This window comes from Hydrogenivirga sp. 128-5-R1-1, assembly GCF_000171895.1.
The window spans coordinates 250,522-269,214 of the sequence record NZ_ABHJ01000001.1 but is presented as its reverse complement, the minus strand read 5'-3'; the positions used below and the strand labels follow the sequence as shown (position 1 = coordinate 269,214).

The window sequence follows — 18,693 nt, the reverse complement described above, 5'->3', positions numbered from 1 at the left end:
CAGTTATGAGAGTCGCAGTCGGTATGAGCGGTGGTGTGGACAGCAGTGTCACCGCCCTGCTTATGAAGGAAAAGGGTCACGAGGTTATAGGCGTAACCTTGCGCTTTCACACAATTGAGGCGTGCGAGGTGGAAGGAACCCACAACGTCTGCTGTTCGCCGAAGGACGTTCAAGATGCGGCGAGGGTATCTCAGAAATTGGGCATTCCGCATCTAACCTTTGATTGGGAAAGGATATTCAAGGAGCGTGTTATAGACTACTTCGTTGAAGAGTACTCAAGGGGCAGGACTCCCAACCCTTGTGCGGTATGCAACCGTGAGGTCAAAACCGGATACTTCGCCAGATACTTGAGGGCTGTTGCGGACATAGATAGACTCGCCACAGGACACTACGCCCGTATTGAAGAAGACCCTTCCTTCGGAAGGGTGATAAAGAGAGGAACGGACAGGAAGAGAGACCAGTCCTACTTTCTGGCTCTGGTGAGGAGAGAAGACCTTGATCTTCTGGAATTCCCTCTCGGGAACATGACCAAGGAGGAGGTGAGAGAACTCGCCCGATCCTACGGGCTTGAGGTAGCGGACAAGAGGGACTCTCAAGAAGTGTGCTTTTTGATGGGTAAGAGTCCCGGAGAGTATCTTGAGAAGATCGTAGGCTTAAGGGAAGGGGAGATAAGGCACGTATCCGGAAAAACTCTCGGAAGGCACAGCGGTATATACAACTTCACCATAGGACAGAGGAGGGGTCTCGGAATATCTTACAGCAAGCCCCTATATGTGGTAGACATAGACGCCTCTACCAACACAGTATTTGTGGGTGAGGAGGAGTACCTGTACAACGACAAGCTCTACGTGAGGGAACTGAACCTTCACGTTCCTATGGAGAGATGGGAGGACGTAAGCGCCCAGATAAGATACAGGCATAGCCCTGTAAGGGTTGAAAGTGTAAAGAGAACGTCCGATGGATATGAGGTGAAGTTTAGGGAGGAAGTGAGGGGAATAACCCCCGGACAGGTGGTAGCCTTTTACAGCGGTGATATCCTGCTCGGAGGTGGAATAATAGAGGCTTATAAAGAATGAAGTTCAAAGGGAAGCTGGCGGTATTCATAATCTCCACACTTATAGGGCTTGCCCTGAACCTGTTCAAACTGCCTCTCTTTCTTAACAGCATAAACGTCCTCTTCGGGGAAGCCCTTGCGCTGTTCGTCCTTGAAGTTCTCGGACTTAGATTTGCCCTCGCAACCTCCGTGATCCTTGGAATCCAGAGGTTCATACTTCACAACGATGTGGTCATGCCGCCGGTTCTTATCCTGTCCGTACTGTCCATATACCTTCTCAGAAGGCTCTCATACATGAACCTCATATTTGCGGGGTGGCTCTTCTGGGCTTCGGTGGGTTGGATTGCTGTCTTCCTCATATACACTGAGCTTCTGAACATAAACAGCTCGCTGGCTATAACCCTCTCCTTCAAAGAAGCGGTCAACGGTCTGATAAACGTTACCATGGCGAGCCTGCTTGCACTCCTCTACGGATACTACTTTGAGAGGGACAGAAAGGTCTCTTACGTAGAGCTCATATTCGTGTCCCTAATTGTGGTTTCAATAGTTCCCATGTTCCTGAAGTCCGTTCACCAGGCTAAGGAGGGAGAGAAGGACTTCGTCCGCAGCGTAAGGGTTGACATGGAGATAATCTCAGATAACCTTGAAGAGAGCATACTCTACTGGCTTAACATACACCTGAACGCCGTCAAGGAACTCGCCAACAGGCTCGTCGTATGGGGACCTGAGAACAGGGAGCAGCTCCAGAGGGATACGGAGGCTATACGCAGAGCCTTTTCAGAGTTTCACGCCTGCTACATAGCTGACTCGGAAGCCACGGCGATAACCTTTTATCCCGAGATAAACCCGAAGGGTAAGTACATGATAGGAACAAACTTCAATTACAGACCCTATTACAAGGAGGTGAAGAGAACCCACAAGCACACCTTCACCCAGGTGTTCATAGCCAAGTTCGCCCTCAAGCCGGTGGTGGGTATAGCCGTCCCGGCGGTCAAGGAGGGAAAGTTTCTCGGATACGCTTACTGCGGGCTCAGGCTTGACAGGCTCAGGTCGGTTGTGCGTGAGTTTTCCCTGAAAGAGGGGGTTTTCGTCACCCTTATAGACAAGAAGAACAGGATCATCGTCTCAAACAAGGAAGGAGTCAAACCCCTCCAGGAGTTTGAGAGGGGTGAGCTGAAGATAACCTCGTTCGGTCTCGTAATGGAAACATTCAGGGGAGAGCACGACTCCAAATTCAATCCTCCAGCCGACAGGCTCTACCACTCCTTCTTTTACAGAGAGAACAAGTTAAGAGAGGACGTGGGCTGGACTGTGGTTATGGAGGTCTCCATAGTGCCCTACCTGAAGGAGCTTATGTCAAAGCTGAATACCAACTTCCTGTCCATATACGCCTTAGCGTTGCTCTCCTTCCTGCTCGCCCGTTTTCTCACCTCAATATCCACAAAACCTGTTCAGAAACTCGCCGATGCTATAGGCGTGATAACGAGAAACCTTGAAAAGAACCCTCCCCTCAACCTACCCGGGACGAACATAGCCGAGATAAAGGAGCTGACAGAGTCCTTCAGAGACATGGCTAATAAGGCAATGAGTTACCTTGAAGAGCTCAAGAAGATGGCTTACTTTGACCCACTCACGGGTCTGCCTAACAGGACACTCCTGAGGGACAGGATAGAGAGCGCCATACACTTCGCAAATAGAAACGGCTCAAAGGTGGCGATACTCTTCATAGATCTTGATTACTTCAAGACCGTGAACGACACGCTCGGACACGATGTGGGAGACAGGATACTCGTTCAGGTAGCAAAGAGGCTCAGTTCCGTTTTCAGGGAGACGGACACGGTTGCGAGGTTCGGGGGAGACGAGTTCGTAGCGGTAATACCGGACGTCAGAGACCTCAAAGATGTGGTGCAGGTCGCTGAGAGAATACTGAGCCTGTTCAGTACTCCCTTTGAGGCTAACGGGGAGGACATATACCTCTCCGCATCGGTGGGCATAGCGGTGTATCCAGACAACGGTGAGAACCCTACAGAGCTTATAAAGAACGCGGACATGGCTATGTACAGGGCTAAGGAGGAGGGCAAGAGCAACTTCTCCTTCTTCACGGAGGAGATGAACAGCAAAGCTGTTGAGATACTGAGCGTTAAGAACAAGCTCCACAAAGCCCTTGAGAGGGGTGAGTTCCTCCTCTACTACCAGCCGATATACAGCCTCGGAGACAACTCAATCGTAGGTCTGGAGGCTCTGCTCCGATGGAGAGACCCCGATAGGGGTCTGGTATCACCTGCGAAGTTCATGCCCATACTTGAAGAGCTCGGTTTAGTTAAGGAGGTCGGCAGGTGGGTGATGGGAGAAGCCTTTAAGAAGTCAAGGGAGTGGGGAGACAGGTACGGTATATACGTGAGCGTGAACATATCTCCCCGGCAGTTCATGGACAGGAACTTCGTTAAGAGAGTCCTCCAGATAGCGAGCGACACGAACGCAAACAACGAGCACGTAGTCCTGGAGATAACCGAGACCTCCTTGATGAGAAATCCTGAAGAGTCGGTGTCCATACTGAAGAGGCTGAGGGCAAAAGGTTTCAAGGTAGCGGTGGACGATTTCGGAACGGGATACTCCTCCTTAGCATACCTGAAGAGACTACCAATAGACATAATCAAGGTTGACATGACCTTCACCCAGGGCATGGTGAAGAGCAACGTGGACAGGTCTATAGTTATGGCAGTTATAGGGCTTTCAAAGTCCCTCGGGCTAAAGAGCCTTGCCGAGGGGGTGGAGACGAGGGAGCAGGTAAACATCCTGAGAGAGCTCGGGTGTGACCTCGCCCAGGGATACCTATTCGGAAAGCCCATGAAAGAAGAGGAAGCGGAAGCCCTGATAAGGAAGGAAAAGGGATTATAATATTCCTTTTAGCGGGTGTGGCGGAACTGGCAGACGCGCGGGACTTAGGATCCCGTGCCCTTAGGGGCGTGAGGGTTCGACTCCCTCCACCCGCATGAGCTCAAGGAGGAATTAAATGAAGGTAAAGACCGAAGAGAGAGAGGGTCTCTTCAAGGCTTTGACCGTGGAGGTTGAAGGCGACGTAGTCCAGAGCCTCCTCAACGAAGTTTACGAAAACCTCAAGCAGAATGTTGAGATTCAGGGCTTCAGAAAGGGAACGGCACCCCTCTGGCTCATAAAGGCTAAGTATAAAGATTACGTTGAAGAGGAAGTGGGAAAGAAGGTGGCTAACCAGACCCTTGAGGAAGCTATAAAGGAGAGTTCCCTCACACCTGTGGCGGACGTCTACCTTGAAAAGGTTGAGCTTGAGGAGAAGACCCCCAAGGTCACCTACACCGTCACCTTTGAGACGCCTCCTGAGTTTGAACTTAAAGACATAGAGGGGCTTGAGGTGGAGGTGCCAAAGCTTGAGTTCAAGGATGAGCTCGTTGAGAAGAGGATAGAGCAGCTCAGAGAAGAGCACGCAGTCTGGGAACCGGTTGAAGACAGACCAGTGAAGGAAGGCGACCTCGTAACCATAGAGTACGAAGTTGAGGAGATAAAGGAAGGTGAGGAGGGCGAAAAGGTTACCGGAGAGACCTCCGGTGTTATCGGACAGAAGATGTTCAGGGAGGAGCTTGAGCAGGCTCTCGTAGGAAAGAAGGTTGATGAAGAGGTGGAGCTAAAGGAGCTTCCCCTCTACGACCAGGAGGGCAAGGAGATAGGGAAAGCCAACATAAAGGCGAAGATAAAGGACGTAAAGGAGAAGGTTCTACCGGAGCTAAACGACGACTTCGCCAAGGAGCTAGGATACGAAAGCTGGGAAGAGGCGAAGAAAAAGATAGAGGAGCAGGTTAAGGAGGAGTTTGAGAGGGGCAAGCAGGCTCTTATTGAGGACGCTGTCGCAGACAAGCTCATAGAGATGCACGAGATAGACATACCCCAGACGTTGCTGAACAGGGAGCTCTCCTTCCTTATAGAGAGGAGGGTAAACGAGCTCAAGCAGTTCGGCATAGACACCCGTTACCTTGATTACAGGACTATGGCTCAGGAGTTCCTACCCCAGGCACAGGCTAACATAAAGCTCAGGTACATACTTGACAGGTACGCAGAGGAGAAGGGGATAGAGGCAACGGAGGAGGACATAGAGGAGCAGTTTGAAGAGCTTGCAAAACAGATGGGAACTACCAAGGAAGAGGTGAAGGACTACTTTGAGAGAGAAAACCTCATGGAGGTTGTCCGCTCGGACGCAAGAAGGAAGAAAGCACTCAAGGAGATAATCTCCAAGGTGAACATAAAGGAGGTTGAGCCTGAGACCAAGGCTCAGGAGACCAAACCAGAGGAAAAAGAAGAGGCTAAGGAAGAGGCAAAAGAGGAAGCCAAGGAGAAACCAAAGAAGAAAACTACGAGGAAGAAAAAAGAAGGAGGAAGTAAGTGATGGACATAAAAGAGGTCACCAACCAGCTCGTTCCCATAGTTATAGAGCAGACCCCAAGGGGTGAAAGAGCTTACGACATATACTCAAGGCTATTACAGGACAGAATAGTCCTGCTCGGCTTTCCAATAGACGACCACGTTGCAAACCTGATAGTAGCTCAGCTCCTCTTTCTGGAGTCCCAAGACCCCGATAAGGACATCTATCTCTACATAAACTCCCCGGGAGGTTCTGTAACGGCAGGCATGGCTGTGTACGACACCATGCAGTACATAAAGCCAGACGTGGTAACCATCTGTATAGGACAGGCGGCTTCCATGGGAGCAGTTCTGTTGGCTGCAGGAGCCAAAGGTAAGAGATACGCACTCCCACACTCAAGGATAATGATCCACCAGCCCTTGGGTGGAATTCAGGGACAGGCGACCGATATTATCATTCACGCCGAGGAGATAAAGAGGATAAAGAGGATGCTCAACGAAATACTCGCGAAGCACACGGGTCAGGATTTAGAGAAGATTGAGAAGGACGTTGAGAGAGACTACTTTATGTCAGCCGAAGAGGCTAAGGACTACGGGGTCATAGACAAGGTTATTGAAAAAAGACAGTAGCAAGTTTAATTTTGAGGAATGAAGAGGATGAAGAGAGAGAAGCAGAGCTGTTCCTTCTGCGGAAAGCCCCAAGATGAAGCCCTCATACTTATAGAGGGACCATCGGACACCTTTATATGCGATGAGTGTGTTGAGAAGTGTTACAACCTCGTAAGGGATCAGAAACCGGAAAGCTATGTTTTAGACCTTAGTGACCTGCCCACACCGGAGAGGATAAAGAGCATCCTTGACGAGTACGTCATCGGGCAGGAGAGGGCAAAGAAGGTTCTATCTGTGGCGGTTTACAACCACTACAAGAGGATAAAGGCAAAGGAAGCAGGTCTTGACCTGGACGGCGTTGAGGTTGAAAAGAGCAACATACTCCTCATAGGTCCCACGGGTTCTGGGAAGACCCTAATGGCTAAGACCCTCGCCAAGATACTGAACGTCCCCTTCGCGATAGCAGATGCGACCTCACTCACGGAGGCAGGGTACGTGGGGGAAGACGTGGAAAACGTCCTCACGAGGCTGCTCCAGAACTGCGGATACGACGTGGACGCCGCCCAGAAGGGGATAGTTTACATAGACGAGATAGACAAGGTAGCCAAGAAGTCGGGTATAAACCCCTCTATAACGAGGGATGTCTCGGGAGAGGGTGTCCAGCAGTCCCTCCTGAAGATAATAGAGGGGACGGTAGCCAACGTGCCACCTCAGGGAGGAAGAAAGCACCCCCACCAGGAGTTCATACAGATAGACACGACGGACATACTTTTCATATGCGGTGGAGCCTTCGTAGGACTTGAGGAGATAATAAAGCACAGGATAGGTAAGTCCACCATGGGCTTTGAGTCCTCAATAAAGAAGGTTGAGGAAGAGGATAACGTTGTAGCACTCGTTGAGCCAGACGACCTCATAAAGTTCGGGCTCATACCTGAGTTCGTTGGAAGGCTACCCGTTATAACCACCCTTGACGAGCTCACACAGGAAGACCTCGTAAGGATACTCGTTGAACCAAAGAACGCCCTCGTTAAACAGTACAAAAAGCTCTTTGAGATAGACGGCGTGGAGCTTGAGTTTACAGAAGAAGCCCTCAAGGAGATAGCGAACGAGGCTATAAGGAGAAAGACGGGAGCGAGAGGACTGAGGGCTATACTGGAAGATGTAATGACGGAGATAATGTTTGAGATACCCTCAATGAGGGACGTTAAGAAGGTAATAATAGACAAGGACACGGTGGCAAAAAAACAGAGACCCAAGCTCATATACGAGAAAGCGGTCTAACATGGATAGACCCCGCGTAAGGTATCTGGAGGTTCAGCCCCACGGAGACAAATACCTCCTTACAGACCCCATGGGTATTTCCGAGCCTGTGGTCGTGACCGGAGAGCTCCTCCTGATAATGTCTCTGATGGACGGAACGAGGAATGAAGATGACATAAAGAGGGAGTTCACGGCGAGAACAGGCATGGTACTCACCTCGGATATACTCAGGGACATCCTGAAAAACCTTGACAGAAACCTGATGCTCTTAAACGAAAACTTTGAGTCAAGGCTTGAGTCCATGAAAAGGGAAGCTCTGGGCAGGGCGTTCAAGGAGCCTTTCCATGCGGGCGAAGCTTATCCGGGAGAACCCCAGGAGCTCAGGAACTTCATAGAGGGCTCCCTCAGAGACGGAGAGAAAGAAAGTCCGCTGGGAATACTCGTGCCCCACATGGACATGAGGGTAGCGATAGATACCTACGGCAAGGTCTACGGAAGGCTCAACGTGAACCCAGATACGGTCGTTATACTCGGCGTATCCCACTACATACACGAGACGCCCTTCTCGGCGTGCCCAGTTGACCTAAAAACACCGATAGGAACCCTTGAGGTTGACAGGGAAGCGATAGAAAAATTACGGGAGAAATTCAGCTACGACATATTCTACGACATACTCTCCTACGAGAAGGAACACTCAATAGAGTTCCAGACCGTATTCGTAAAACACCTGTTTCCAGAAGCTAAAGCAGTTCCACTGATAGTCTCTTACGGGGACGATAGATCCCTGAGGGACATAGCGGAGAAGATAGCGAGCTCCATTGGGGACAAGGAGGTCTTAATAATCTCCAGCGTGGACATGAGCCACGTGGGTAAGAAGTTCGGAGACCCGGCGAGCTATGACCCTTCCGAGAGGGACAGGGAGTACATAGGTCTCCTGTCCGAGCTGAGGGGAGAAGAGGCTTTCAAGCTATTGAAGACTGACAACAACAGGACGAGAATAGACGGGCAGTTCACGAACCTAGTATTCACGGAGCTACTGAAGCTCTTAGGAGCCAGAGAGGGTAAGGAGATTGATTACCAGATATACCACGAGGAGCCGACGGACTCAAAGGTATCCTACGCTGGAATGAGCTTCTCCTAATTGCCTTATAATAAAGTTCAAAATGATAAGGTTAACGGTAGCCTTGCTGGTTCTCGTAAGCGTATCCTTATCTGCACCCCTGAAATACTGCATTCAGGTGGCAGCCGAGAAAAGGTTAGAGCTTATAAAGAACTCCTTTAAAAAGGTGGAGGACTTCCCCAAGGCGAGGATAGAGAAGAGGCAGAATCTTTACCTGCTCAGGGTTGGGGCTGAAGACAGAAAGGAGAACCTCTACGTAATGCTCAGGAAGATAAGGAAGTTCTTCCCCGATGCCTTCATAAAGAGGTGTGAGATAAGGGACGACTACGTAGTTTACCCTAAGAAGGAAGTGACAACAGCCCTTGCGACGGAAAAACCCGAGGAGAAAAAGGAAGAGAGGCCACCAAAAAGGGTAGAGCCCAAACCAAAAGAACAAGCAGAGACAAAGATTGAAGCCACAAAGAAAGAGAAACCCGAGAAGAGATCAAAACCTCCAGTGAAGTCTCCTGTAAAGATTGAGCTCAAGGACGACAAAGAGATAAAAGAGCTGTTAATATCCATAAAGAACGAACTGAGCATAATAAGGGAAGAGCTCAAAAAGAAAAAAGGAGGCTCCCCAAGGGGTTCTGAGGAAAACCCAGCCTACTTTGAAAAGTTCCTATACAGCGTTGGGATATTCACCGGAGGTCTCTTCCTGTTCACGTGGATACTCCTTATTGCCCTTTACCGCAAGATAGGGGCAAGCAACGTTGAAAACGCAAACCTTCTGAACGATATGTTCAAGCTTATAAAGGTTCTCAACCTCCTCAACAAGGGTCAGATAATTAAGATGGAGAACGGAAAGCTCCTTATATACGACAGGAAAAACGAAAGGTGGAAAGAGGTTGATTGATGCAGATAAACTTCATGGGTTCAGACCAGCGGTCGGTCAGGTGTGCGAGGGTATCCTTCGGCAAGGACGAACAGACAGACCCACAGAGGGATAAGAAGCTCCTCAGATACCTCTACAAACACAAACACGCCTCTCCCTTTGAACACAACATCGTAGCCTTTGAAGGGAGCAAGAAGGACTGGTTGAAGATACTTGAGAGGATAGATAACCCTACCATTCAGATATACCACTCGGGAGGATACATCTGGCTCAACCTAAGGAATGCAATAAATGCAAAGGAGTACCTCCCACCGGAGGTCTTTGAAAAACTAAAGGAACACTTCCCGACCACTTGGGAGATAGTGGAAAGAGGCGGCGATGTATCGGACGAAGACCTCGCAAGCATACCCTACTCCACCGATAAGGTCTTTTTGGAGGAGAAGATAGAGACATCTTCAGGTTGGATAGGGCTGGTGGACAGCTTGGAGCTCGGGACGGACATGGATTACTACACCTTCATAGTGGAGTGTCCGCTCTTCGTCGCCCGGCAGTGGCACAGGCACAGGTTCGGATCCTACAACGAGATAAGCAGGAGATACACCGCCTACGACATAAAGTTCTACATTCCCGACATTCTCAGGAAGCAGGCAAAGTCCAACAAGCAGGCTTCCATAGACGAACCGGTGGAAGATCCGTACCACAGGGAGTTCCTTGAGGAGATAGATAGGATCATAGGACAGAGCTACGCTCTGTATGAGAAGATGACGGAAAAGGAAGTGGCTAAGGAGCTTGCGAGAGGGATACTCCCTCAATTCATGAAGACCCGCTACTACTGGACGGTTCCGAGGATAGCCCTTGACAACTTCATAACCCTCAGAACCCACGAAGGCGCCCAAAAAGAGATAAGAGAGTTCGCAGAAGCCATCAAAGACATGGTGGGCTACAGGGGTACGGATAGAAAGAACAAGCTTTGACGAGTTTGTACTTATATAACTTCCACACGGCACATTAGGATTTTTGCCTGACTTCATACCCGGCTCTCTCTTTATTATTTTTCTACTCCATAACGGCACATTAGAACTTAAGAAGATAATCAATGAAATATTTAGGATAAATAACTTTCAACTCCACAACGGCATATTAGAACTCTCCTGAACCTTCTTAGCCCCTTCTTCTATGGTCTTCTCTTTCAACTCCACAACGGCATATTAGAACCGAGTACTTCAAGAGAAGGGTAGAGGAAAAGAAAGACCTTTCAACTCCACAACGGCATATTAGAACCGAGTACTTCAAGAGAAGGGTAGAGGAAAAGAAAGACCTTTCAACTCCACAACGGCATATTAGAACTAGATTACTTACAGAGAATACTTACATATATAAGGCTTTCAACTCCACAACGGCACATTAGAACCAAGAAGAAAGCAAACCGTATATCCGGAAAGGGTAGAACTTTCAACTCCACAACGGCACATTAGAACTCAACGGTTTATGGTAGTGGTCTTACATCAACCGAAGCAGAGCTTTCAACTCCACAACGGCATATTAGAACAAGGTAAGGTCTATATCCTGTGAGATAGGAGGGGAGCTTTCAACTCCACAACGGCATATTAGAACCGGAACACGCATTCTTATGCCACCCACAAACTCATACTCTTTCAACTCCACAACGGCATATTAGAACCTAAGTCAAGGTCTCGTAAGGAACAAAAGAAGGACGGAGGAACTCCTTTCAACTCCACAACGGCATATTAGAACGGCACGAGTCTACGGCACAGTTCGTGTCAAAGCTCCCTTTCAACTCCACAACGGCATATTAGAACCCCTTTCGCTGTCCCCCACGAAAAGGAAGTCCTTCCTCTTTCAACTCCACAACGGCATATTAGAACTCAATAATCCAGCCGTATATAAAACAGGGTTCTGAATTGCTTTCAACTCCACAACGGCATATTAGAACCCGAACCCGACTTTTATAAAATGAAGGTGCTGGTGAACTTTCAACTCCACAACGGCATATTAGAACCCCAAACAAGCCGTCCAATAATATAAGCTAAATCAACGAATTACGCAACACCCTGTCTTCGCAAATGAAGTTAATTTCCGAAAATCGTCAGTCCTGCATAAGGGGTCAAAAATTAGGCGCTTCCAATTCTTGTATGTCAATAAGCTCAGGAGGGTATCATCAAGGTATCAAAACATCAAGACATTTTGATGCGCCTTAAATCCTTCCGCCCTATTCAATTGTCAAGGAGCCGGCAGGCTCTTACGTCCTGCTTACTCGGTTATATTATAAACTCAGCCTTCAAGAAAACCATCTTTCAATTACCTTTTTAGCCACCGCTTCGGGTGTAAACCCAAAGTGCTCAAAGAGAGCTTTTCCGGGGGCAGACTTACCGAAGGTCTCCATAGATATAACCAAGCCCTCAGTCCCAACGTATCTATACCAGCACATCCCCCTTCCAGCTTCCACAACGACTCTCCTATGCACCCCAGGAGGTAAAACTTCCCCTTTATACTCATCGCTCTGCTTCTCAAAGAGTTCAATGCTCGGGAAGTTTACAACCCTCGCCTTTATGCCTTTACTCCCAAGCAAGTCCTTCGCGCCGAGAGCCACGTGAACCTCAGAACCGGTTCCTATAAGTATTACATCGGGAGTACCCTCGCAGTCTGAAAGAACGTAAGCCCCCTTCTCAAGGTTCTCCTCAGAGGGAAATTTATCCCTGTCTATCACAGGAACGCCCTGCCTTGTGAGAATTATCGCCGTAGGTCCTTCCTTCCGCCTGAGAGCTACCCTCCAGGCTACCTTAACCTCGTTTGCGTCAGCTGGTCGTATGACCACAAGGTTCGGGACAAGTCTGAGGAAGGATAGCTGTTCCACGGGCTGGTGGGTTGGACCGTCTTCACCGAGACCTATTGAGTCGTGGGTAAGGACATATATCACCTGAAGCCCAGCCATTGCAGCGAGCCTTATGGGCGGCCTCATGTAGTCGGAGAATATGAGGAACGTCCCTCCGTAGGGGAGAATTCCCCCGTGGTAAGCCATTCCGTTCATTATCGCCCCCATGGCATGTTCCCTTACGCCGTAGTGGATGTTCCTTCCGGTGGGAGAGTCTGCCTCAAAGTCAGGGTAGTTCACGAGGAGCGTGTTATTGGATTCGGAGAGGTCTGCAGACCCGCCGAGCATCATGGGTATATAATCAGCCATAACGTTGAGAACCTTTCCAGAAGCCTTCCTCGTAGCCATAGGTTCTTCAAAACGTGGAACCTTCTCGTACCAGTCTTCACTCCAGTTAGCTTCGTGGCAAGCCTCAAGCTCTCGGGCTAAATCCGGATACTCCCTTCTGTACCTCTCAAAGAGAGAAACCCACTCGGACTCCCTTTCCTCACCCAGCTTAATGTGACGTCTCGTGTAGTCCAGAGCCTCCTTGGGAACGTAGAACTCCTGGGTAGGCCAGTTGAATCGCTTCTTCGTCTCAATCACGTTCTCCGTCCCGAGGGGTGCCCCGTGAACTTTCGCCGTATCCTGCAATGGGCTTCCGTAACCTATGTGAGTCCTGACAGATATAAAAGAAGGCTTGTCAGAAGCCTTAGCCCTTTCTATAGCTCTCTCTATAAGTTGCAGGTCGTAGCCTTCTTCTATGTGCTGGACGTCCCACCCGAGGGCTTTAAACCTTTTCAAAACATCCTCAGACCAGGCGAGCCTGGTGTCTCCATCTATTGATATGTGGTTATTGTCCCAAACCACTATGAGCTTATTCAGCTTCCAGTGCCCCGCGAGGGCTGCCGCCTCGTAGGAAATTCCCTCCATAAGGTCTCCGTCTGAGCAGAGGACGTAGGTGTAATGGTCAACGACAGGGAAGCCGTCCCTGTTGAAGTGAGCTGAGAGAAACCTCTCGGCGAGAGCCATACCCACAGCGTTGGCAAAACCCTGTCCCAGGGGTCCAGTGGTTGCTTCAACTCCTGGAGTCACCCAGCTCTCTGGGTGCCCGGGCGTCCTGCTCCCGAGCTGTCTGAACTCCTTCAAGTCCTCTATGGAGAGGTCGTATCCGAACATAAAGAGGGTTGAGTAGAGCATGGCGGAAGCGTGCCCGGCAGACAGAACAAACCTGTCTCTGTTTATCCACTTAGGGTTCTTTGGATTGAACTTCAAAAACCTATCGTATATGAGGTATATGATGTGAGACGCTCCGAGGGGCATACCTGGATGCCCGGACTTCGCCCTCTCAACCTGGTCTACGCTGAGAAACCTTATGGTGTTTATCACGAGCTGGTCTATCTCTCTCTGAGAACCAACCTTGGAGTCCATAGCCTTAATATTCTATACTCCTCACTTCAAATACTCTTCGTTTATTTGAATGTCCGCCTCTTCAGCCAGCTTCTCTGCAAACAGACTCACGAGGCTGTCAAGTTTGGCATTAAGCAGGCTATCTTCCAGCTGACCCCTGTTCTTAATGTTTTTACTGTCAAAGCTCCGTTTTTCTATATAGACCACGGCATAACCGCCTGCCGTCCTATAGGGACCAAAGACCCTATCCTCAGAGAAGACCAGCCTGAGAACCTCGTCCCCCTGAATCTTGAAGAGCGTTATGAACTCCTCCACCGTTGAATTATCAAACCTGACGTGCTTATGATCCACCCTGGCACCCTTGGACAGGAGTTCCCTTAACTCACGAGCCTTCTTCTCAACTAGCTCAGCCTTTTTCTCTTCCACGAGGAGCTTCTCTATATCCTTTCTCGCCTCTTCAAAGCTCTTAACCCTTCCGGGTGAAGACTCTTCAAGATATATGACGTAATACTTGCCTTTGACCTTCGTGAGGGTAAAGGGCTCCGTAACCTTCAGGTTTCTCACGGTATCTTTTAAAGCTGAAGGAAGTTCCTCCTCTTTAAATAGACTGCCACCCTCGGGCACTTTACCCCTCTTTAGCTCCCTGTAAATAGACTGGGCTTTCCCCTTGTCTGCAGTTTCCCAAACCCTGAACCTTTTTACCGAAGGAAGGGAAAACTTTTCAGCGTTTCTGGAGTAAAACTCCTTCAGCTCTTCCAGAGTCGGCTTGTAGTCCAGTTTCACCGAAGAAGCATTTAGCAGGTACGCCCTGCCGCTGAACCTCGCGGAGAGTATCCTCTCCTGAAACTCAAGCTCTTTGGGAGAAAGGTAAGTGCCACTCTTTATAAATCTGAGCAACTTCCTTATGGTGAGGCTCTTCTTTAGATAGCCCTCATACTCCACAGGTGTGAGCCCGGCTCTCTCAAGGGTCTCAGCGTATAGCTTAAAGCTGAACTTACCCCCCTCCTGAAACTGGGGATCCTTCTTTATAAGCTCTGCCACTTCTCTGTCGGAAGCCACAACACCAACGTCCAGAGCCTTCTGATAGAGGAGTTCCCTGTTTATCAGGCTGAACAAGACCTGCCTTTTCACCAAAGTCCTCAACTCCTCCTTTTCTAATAGACTCTGGTACTTCCTGAGCTCATGGTTAAACTCTCTCAGGCTTATGCAGTAGTCGTTTACAGCAGCCGCACACCTCTGAAGACCGAACATCTGCTTGATGTCGGACACGCTGAACATCCAGAACAGAAAGGAGAGGGACGCAACGGCGATTATTATCGCAGCGAGACGTTTGTGCTTCTGTATAAGTCCATACATGGAGTTTTATATTTTAACTTTTCATGGCGGCGGGAGGAGTCGAACCTCCGACCTGGGACTTATGAGATCCCCGCTCTAACCACCTGAGCTACGCCGCCTGAACGATATAAAATTATACACAGAATGGACAACGCAAGAACCCACACCAGAATTGACAAGAGATTGAGCGGATTTCCCGAAGAGTTGAAGGACGGCTTCGCCGTGGTAAGACTGAAAACAACGGAGGTGATGTCAGCCGACGAACAAGGTCTCGTGCACGGTGGATTCCTCTTTTCCTCTGCAGATTACGCCGCCATGCTCGCAGTAAACGAACCGACAGTCGTCCTGGCTAAGGCGGAGGTGAAGTTCCTGAAGCCTGTCAGGATTGGCGATGAGGTGGTCTTTACGGCAAGGGTTGAAAAGAGGGAAGGAAAGAAAATAATTGTTAATGTGGTGGGTGAAAAGAACGGAAGCGCGGTTTTTGAGGGAGAATTTTTGTGCGTTGTTCCAGAAAGGCACGTTCTTGAAAAGGTATGAGATGGAAAGAGGAGCTCAAGAGAATTCTTGATATACCGGAGGATGCCGAAATAGTAACAAGACCCTACTACCGAGAGATACCAAAGAGAAGTGGAAGGAAGTACAGAGCGCTAACGGTTCAATACATGCACAGAGGCAAAAAGAGGTACAGGCACGTTAGTAAGGAAAAGGAAGCGCTTATAAACAATCTCCTTAACAATGAGGACACAATACTGGAGTACGTTTCCAGCAAGGTTCGCGAGCTGAAAGACTTCCTTGACAGCATACCCGACGAAAAGGTAAAGGACAACCTTAAACCTCTATACAGGGAGATAGACAGGCTCCTCACGAAAGTATCTGTGGGTATCCTCTAATATAATTCCTTTTTCTTTATCTATGTAGTTCTAAATAAAGAATAATAAAAATAATAGGAGACCTCCTTTCCAGAGGTTACTCTTCAGTTCTATCAAGCACTTACGGACTTTCTTTCCACATCTTGGGCTAAATACATACTTATACCAAACACTTATGCTTGGGGTAAATGTGTACAATTGTCAATAACTTTTAAGTTTTCCACATTCTGGCTAATATTTAACGGCGTATCAATAACTTACATCTGATTTAAATGTCTATGCAAATCAGTGAGTTACGATTTTATCCACATTTATCCACAGTGTACTTGATTTTCTTAGGTTTAAGAATGACTTACACACGGTGTATATGTCTATAATTACCAACAACTTATAACTTTTCCACAATTTTATGTGGATGGGGGCATCCTTTTCCACATATCTGTGGAGAAATTGTGGAAGGATTGTGGAAAAAATGTGGAAAGATTGTGGAGAAATTGTGGAAACTTTGTGGAAGGGTCGTAAAATTTAATTATGTCGGTTAAGCTATTGATAGTAGATGACGAGGAGGGTATAAGGAACTCTCTGGGGGAGATACTCAGGGAGGAGGGGTACAGGGTAAGCTTGGCACCGACCCTTTCTGAGGCTAAGAGGAGAATTTCCGAGGAGTTCTTTCATGTGGTCGTCCTTGACGTGTGGATGCCCGACGGCGATGGTATAGAGTTCATGGACACCCTTAAGGAGCTCTCCCCGGACACGGTTGTGGTAGTCATAACCGGTCACGGAAACGTTGAGATGGCTGTGAAGGCTATAAGGAAGGGGGCTTACGACTTCCTTGAGAAGCCCTTTTCCATGGACAAGTTCCTTGTAACCATTAAACACGCATCGTCGGAGGCTCTAACCAAACGTTCCGGAGAGCCGGGAGAAGAGATAGAGTTTATAGGGAACTCCAAGAAGATAAAGGAGATAAAGGAAATAATTCCGAAGATAGCTATGAGCAAGGCTCCAGTCCTGATACTCGGGGAGAGCGGTACGGGAAAGGAGCTGGTAGCTAAGCTCATCCATAAGCACTCCGGTAGAAAGGGGCAGTTCGTTGATATAAACTGTGCCTCTATACCCAACGACCTCATAGAGTCCGAGCTATTTGGTTATGAGAAGGGTGCCTTTACGGGAGCTACCAGCAGGAAGAAGGGCAAGTTTGAGCTTGCGGACGAGGGAACCCTCTTTCTTGATGAAATAGGCGACATGGATATAAAAGCGCAGGCGAAGCTCTTGAGGGTGATTGAGACGGGGAGCTTTACAAGGCTCGGTGGTACCCAGAGGATAGACGTTGACGTGCGGATAGTCTCCGCCTCCAATAAGGACATACTCTCTGAGGTTCATGAGGGTAACTTTAGGGAAGACCTCTACTACAGGGTTTCTGTATTTACCATAGAGATCCCTCCACTCAGGGAAAGAGGAGAGGACATCATACTGCTTGCGGAGCACTTCCTGAAGAAGTTTTCCACTGAATATAAGAAGGAGTGTAAGTCTCTATCTGACGATGCCAAGGAGGTTCTCCTGAACCACAGGTGGAAGGGAAACGTGAGGGAGCTTAGGAACCTTATGGAGAGGATAGTTATACTCTGCAACCAGGATGTTATAAAGCCTGAGCACATAGGGGCTGGCTTTTCCAAGAGCTCAAAGGATTACAGCTACATATTTAGGCTTGAGAGCTTCAGGGAAGCAAAACGTGAGTTTGAGAAGAAGTTTATAGAGGAAAAGCTCAAGGAGTACAACTACGACATGAAAGAGGTTGCTTCACGGATGGGGGTTGATCTATCAAGCCTTTACAGGAAGGTTAAGACCTACGGTATAAAACTCAAGAACCTGCAAGGTTCATTATGATCCCTACACCTACCGTGGCTGCGGTGTCCGCCCTAAGTACGTGTGGCTCCAATTTCACCGATAGGAAACCCTTACTTCTAAGATGTTCACCCTCTTCACGCCTAAAACCTCCCTCGGGACCGACCACAACGCTGACGCTTTCAACACTGCTGAGTTCAAGGCTACCTATGGGCTTACCCTCATAGAAGTTATCCAAGAGAATGTTCAAATCTGATGTAGGTTCTAAATCTTCCAGTAATGCAGGTTCTCTTATGGAGAGTTCGTAGGTTCTGCCTGACTGCTTCATCGCTTCTTTTGAAACCTTCTTCCACCTGTCCATCTTCTTAAGGATCACCTCTCTCCTCCTGAAGCTCCTCTCCGTTATGAGGGGGACTAACTCAGCGGCACCGAGTTCAGTTGCTTTCTGAACTATGGTTTCAAAGGTTTTCAGCTCAATGGTTACAGCCTGATACAGGGTTAGCTTCAGTTTAGGGATTTTGGTTTCTATCTCTTCTTCAATTTCACAGAGGGCTTTCTTCTTGTTTTTTTCAACTACCTTACATAAATAGAGTTTATTTTCCCAGATTATACCTACCTTCTCACCTATTTGAACCCTTCTGACGAGAAGGTGCTTTAGTTCTTCACCTGATATTGAAAATTGAGTGCCTTTTTTTGATTCTGGAAAGAATATGTGCATGGAAGCGGGGCGGAAGAGCCCCGAGAGAGTTTTACTTTATGCTTTCCCTAAGGTCTTTGGCTGGCTTGAACGCCACGACCTTTCTGGCGGGAATCTGAATCACCTGACCAGTCCTGGGGTTCCTACCCTTCCTGGCAGCCCTCTTCTTGACGGTGAATATTCCCAGTCCGGGAATGGCGATCCTTTCGCCCTTCTTGAGAGCCTTGGCTATAGCCGCGACAGCTGCCTTGAGAGCGGCGTCAGCCTCTTTCTTGGTGATGCCCGCCTGCTTGGCGACCTCTGCAACAAGCTCTGCCTTTGTCATAGCACGACCCTCCCAAATAGAATTTAGCGCTGATATAGAT

15 protein-coding genes, 2 tRNA genes and 1 CRISPR repeat array are annotated in these 18,693 nt (G+C 48.6%); of the genes, 12 read left to right on the top strand and 5 right to left on the bottom strand.

What is annotated here, in order from left to right:
* The first annotated feature begins 5 nt into the window (after nucleotides 1–5).
* From mnmA to thyX, 9 genes are all read left to right on the top strand, one after another.
* Nucleotides 6–1,076, top strand: a complete 1,071-nt coding sequence (mnmA, locus tag HG1285_RS15655) for a tRNA 2-thiouridine(34) synthase MnmA (protein WP_008286076.1) — start codon at nucleotides 6–8, stop codon at nucleotides 1,074–1,076.
* Nucleotides 1,073–3,952 (top strand): EAL domain-containing protein, encoded by a 2,880-nt coding sequence (locus tag HG1285_RS18640; protein WP_008286075.1) that lies wholly within the window; start codon nucleotides 1,073–1,075, stop codon nucleotides 3,950–3,952. Before mnmA ends, HG1285_RS18640 begins: the two co-directional genes overlap by 4 nt.
* An 11-nt stretch (nucleotides 3,953–3,963) precedes the next feature.
* Nucleotides 3,964–4,047 (top strand) — tRNA-Leu (locus HG1285_RS15660).
* Nucleotides 4,048–4,067: 20 nt separating this feature from the next.
* Nucleotides 4,068–5,468 carry a trigger factor gene (tig, locus tag HG1285_RS15665; protein WP_008286074.1) on the top strand — a complete coding sequence of 467 codons (1,401 nt, stop codon included), beginning with the start codon at nucleotides 4,068–4,070 and terminating at the stop codon, nucleotides 5,466–5,468.
* Complete coding sequence (clpP, locus tag HG1285_RS15670; RefSeq protein ID WP_008286073.1) at nucleotides 5,468–6,073, top strand: ATP-dependent Clp endopeptidase proteolytic subunit ClpP; 606 nt, start codon at nucleotides 5,468–5,470, stop codon at nucleotides 6,071–6,073. Before tig ends, clpP begins: the two co-directional genes overlap by 1 nt.
* A 27-nt stretch (nucleotides 6,074–6,100) precedes the next feature.
* The gene (clpX, locus tag HG1285_RS15675) at nucleotides 6,101–7,333 is read left to right on the top strand and encodes an ATP-dependent Clp protease ATP-binding subunit ClpX (protein WP_032496300.1); all 1,233 of its coding nucleotides are present in this window, start codon (nucleotides 6,101–6,103) and stop codon (nucleotides 7,331–7,333) included.
* A 1-nt stretch (nucleotide 7,334) separates the two neighbouring features.
* Nucleotides 7,335–8,453: an AmmeMemoRadiSam system protein B gene (amrB, locus tag HG1285_RS15680; RefSeq protein ID WP_008286071.1), complete on the top strand. Its 1,119-nt coding sequence runs from the start codon at nucleotides 7,335–7,337 to the stop codon at nucleotides 8,451–8,453.
* Between the two features lie 22 nt (nucleotides 8,454–8,475).
* Nucleotides 8,476–9,324, top strand: a complete 849-nt coding sequence (locus HG1285_RS15685) for an SPOR domain-containing protein (protein WP_008286070.1) — start codon at nucleotides 8,476–8,478, stop codon at nucleotides 9,322–9,324.
* A complete protein-coding gene (gene thyX / locus HG1285_RS15690) occupies nucleotides 9,324–10,277 on the top strand; it encodes an FAD-dependent thymidylate synthase (protein ID WP_008286069.1) in 954 nt (317 codons plus the stop codon). Before HG1285_RS15685 ends, thyX begins: the two co-directional genes overlap by 1 nt.
* A gap of 78 nt (nucleotides 10,278–10,355) precedes the next feature.
* Nucleotides 10,356–11,323: a CRISPR direct-repeat array (repeat unit 29 nt; unit sequence CTTTCAACTCCACAACGGCATATTAGAAC).
* 279 nt (nucleotides 11,324–11,602) lie between these two features.
* On the opposite strand, the gene tkt is transcribed toward thyX, so the two are convergent.
* From tkt to HG1285_RS15705, 3 genes are all read right to left on the bottom strand, one after another.
* Nucleotides 11,603–13,606: a transketolase gene (tkt, locus tag HG1285_RS15695; RefSeq protein WP_008286068.1), complete on the bottom strand. Its 2,004-nt coding sequence runs from the start codon at nucleotides 13,604–13,606 to the stop codon at nucleotides 11,603–11,605.
* Between the two features lie 21 nt (nucleotides 13,607–13,627).
* Nucleotides 13,628–14,941, bottom strand: coding sequence for a peptidylprolyl isomerase (locus HG1285_RS15700; protein WP_008286065.1), 1,314 nt, complete (start codon nucleotides 14,939–14,941; stop codon nucleotides 13,628–13,630).
* A 24-nt stretch (nucleotides 14,942–14,965) separates the two neighbouring features.
* Nucleotides 14,966–15,039: transfer RNA gene (locus HG1285_RS15705), tRNA-Met, on the bottom strand.
* A gap of 25 nt (nucleotides 15,040–15,064) precedes the next feature.
* On the opposite strand from HG1285_RS15705, the gene HG1285_RS15710 reads away from it, so the two are divergent.
* The 3 genes from HG1285_RS15710 (at nucleotide 15,065) to HG1285_RS15720 (ending at nucleotide 17,673) form a co-directional block, all read left to right on the top strand.
* Complete coding sequence (locus HG1285_RS15710; RefSeq protein WP_008286064.1) at nucleotides 15,065–15,457, top strand: PaaI family thioesterase; 393 nt, start codon at nucleotides 15,065–15,067, stop codon at nucleotides 15,455–15,457.
* Nucleotides 15,454–15,810 carry a hypothetical protein gene (locus tag HG1285_RS15715; protein ID WP_008286063.1) on the top strand — a complete coding sequence of 119 codons (357 nt, stop codon included), beginning with the start codon at nucleotides 15,454–15,456 and terminating at the stop codon, nucleotides 15,808–15,810. The genes HG1285_RS15710 and HG1285_RS15715 overlap by 4 nt, the downstream gene beginning before the upstream one ends.
* 510 nt (nucleotides 15,811–16,320) lie before the next feature.
* Entirely contained in the window at nucleotides 16,321–17,673 is a 1,353-nt protein-coding gene (locus HG1285_RS15720) for a sigma-54 dependent transcriptional regulator (protein WP_008286062.1), read from the top strand.
* Here the strand turns inward: HG1285_RS15720 and HG1285_RS15725 are convergent.
* Nucleotides 17,648–18,349, bottom strand: a complete 702-nt coding sequence (locus HG1285_RS15725) for an RsmE family RNA methyltransferase (RefSeq protein WP_008286061.1) — start codon at nucleotides 18,347–18,349, stop codon at nucleotides 17,648–17,650. The genes HG1285_RS15720 and HG1285_RS15725 overlap by 26 nt on opposite strands.
* A 31-nt stretch (nucleotides 18,350–18,380) precedes the next feature.
* Nucleotides 18,381–18,653: an HU family DNA-binding protein gene (locus HG1285_RS15730; protein ID WP_008286060.1), complete on the bottom strand. Its 273-nt coding sequence runs from the start codon at nucleotides 18,651–18,653 to the stop codon at nucleotides 18,381–18,383.
* Nucleotides 18,654–18,693: the final 40 nt, after the last annotated feature.

What these genes read in the sequence shown, in the direction of transcription:
- mnmA (WP_008286076.1), top strand. Translation starts at nt 6, where the DNA reads ATGAGAGTCGCAGTCGGTATGAGCGGTGGTGTGGACAGCAGTGTCACC.
- HG1285_RS18640 (WP_008286075.1), top strand. Translation starts at nt 1,073, where the DNA reads ATGAAGTTCAAAGGGAAGCTGGCGGTATTCATAATCTCCACACTTATA.
- tig (WP_008286074.1), top strand. Translation starts at nt 4,068, where the DNA reads ATGAAGGTAAAGACCGAAGAGAGAGAGGGTCTCTTCAAGGCTTTGACC.
- clpP (WP_008286073.1), top strand. Translation starts at nt 5,468, where the DNA reads ATGGACATAAAAGAGGTCACCAACCAGCTCGTTCCCATAGTTATAGAG.
- clpX (WP_032496300.1), top strand. Translation starts at nt 6,101, where the DNA reads ATGAAGAGAGAGAAGCAGAGCTGTTCCTTCTGCGGAAAGCCCCAAGAT.
- amrB (WP_008286071.1), top strand. Translation starts at nt 7,335, where the DNA reads ATGGATAGACCCCGCGTAAGGTATCTGGAGGTTCAGCCCCACGGAGAC.
- HG1285_RS15685 (WP_008286070.1), top strand. Translation starts at nt 8,476, where the DNA reads ATGATAAGGTTAACGGTAGCCTTGCTGGTTCTCGTAAGCGTATCCTTA.
- thyX (WP_008286069.1), top strand. Translation starts at nt 9,324, where the DNA reads ATGCAGATAAACTTCATGGGTTCAGACCAGCGGTCGGTCAGGTGTGCG.
- tkt (WP_008286068.1), bottom strand. Translation starts at nt 13,606, where the DNA reads ATGGACTCCAAGGTTGGTTCTCAGAGAGAGATAGACCAGCTCGTGATA.
- HG1285_RS15700 (WP_008286065.1), bottom strand. Translation starts at nt 14,941, where the DNA reads ATGTATGGACTTATACAGAAGCACAAACGTCTCGCTGCGATAATAATC.
- HG1285_RS15710 (WP_008286064.1), top strand. Translation starts at nt 15,065, where the DNA reads ATGGACAACGCAAGAACCCACACCAGAATTGACAAGAGATTGAGCGGA.
- HG1285_RS15715 (WP_008286063.1), top strand. Translation starts at nt 15,454, where the DNA reads ATGAGATGGAAAGAGGAGCTCAAGAGAATTCTTGATATACCGGAGGAT.
- HG1285_RS15720 (WP_008286062.1), top strand. Translation starts at nt 16,321, where the DNA reads ATGTCGGTTAAGCTATTGATAGTAGATGACGAGGAGGGTATAAGGAAC.
- HG1285_RS15725 (WP_008286061.1), bottom strand. Translation starts at nt 18,349, where the DNA reads ATGCACATATTCTTTCCAGAATCAAAAAAAGGCACTCAATTTTCAATA.
- HG1285_RS15730 (WP_008286060.1), bottom strand. Translation starts at nt 18,653, where the DNA reads ATGACAAAGGCAGAGCTTGTTGCAGAGGTCGCCAAGCAGGCGGGCATC.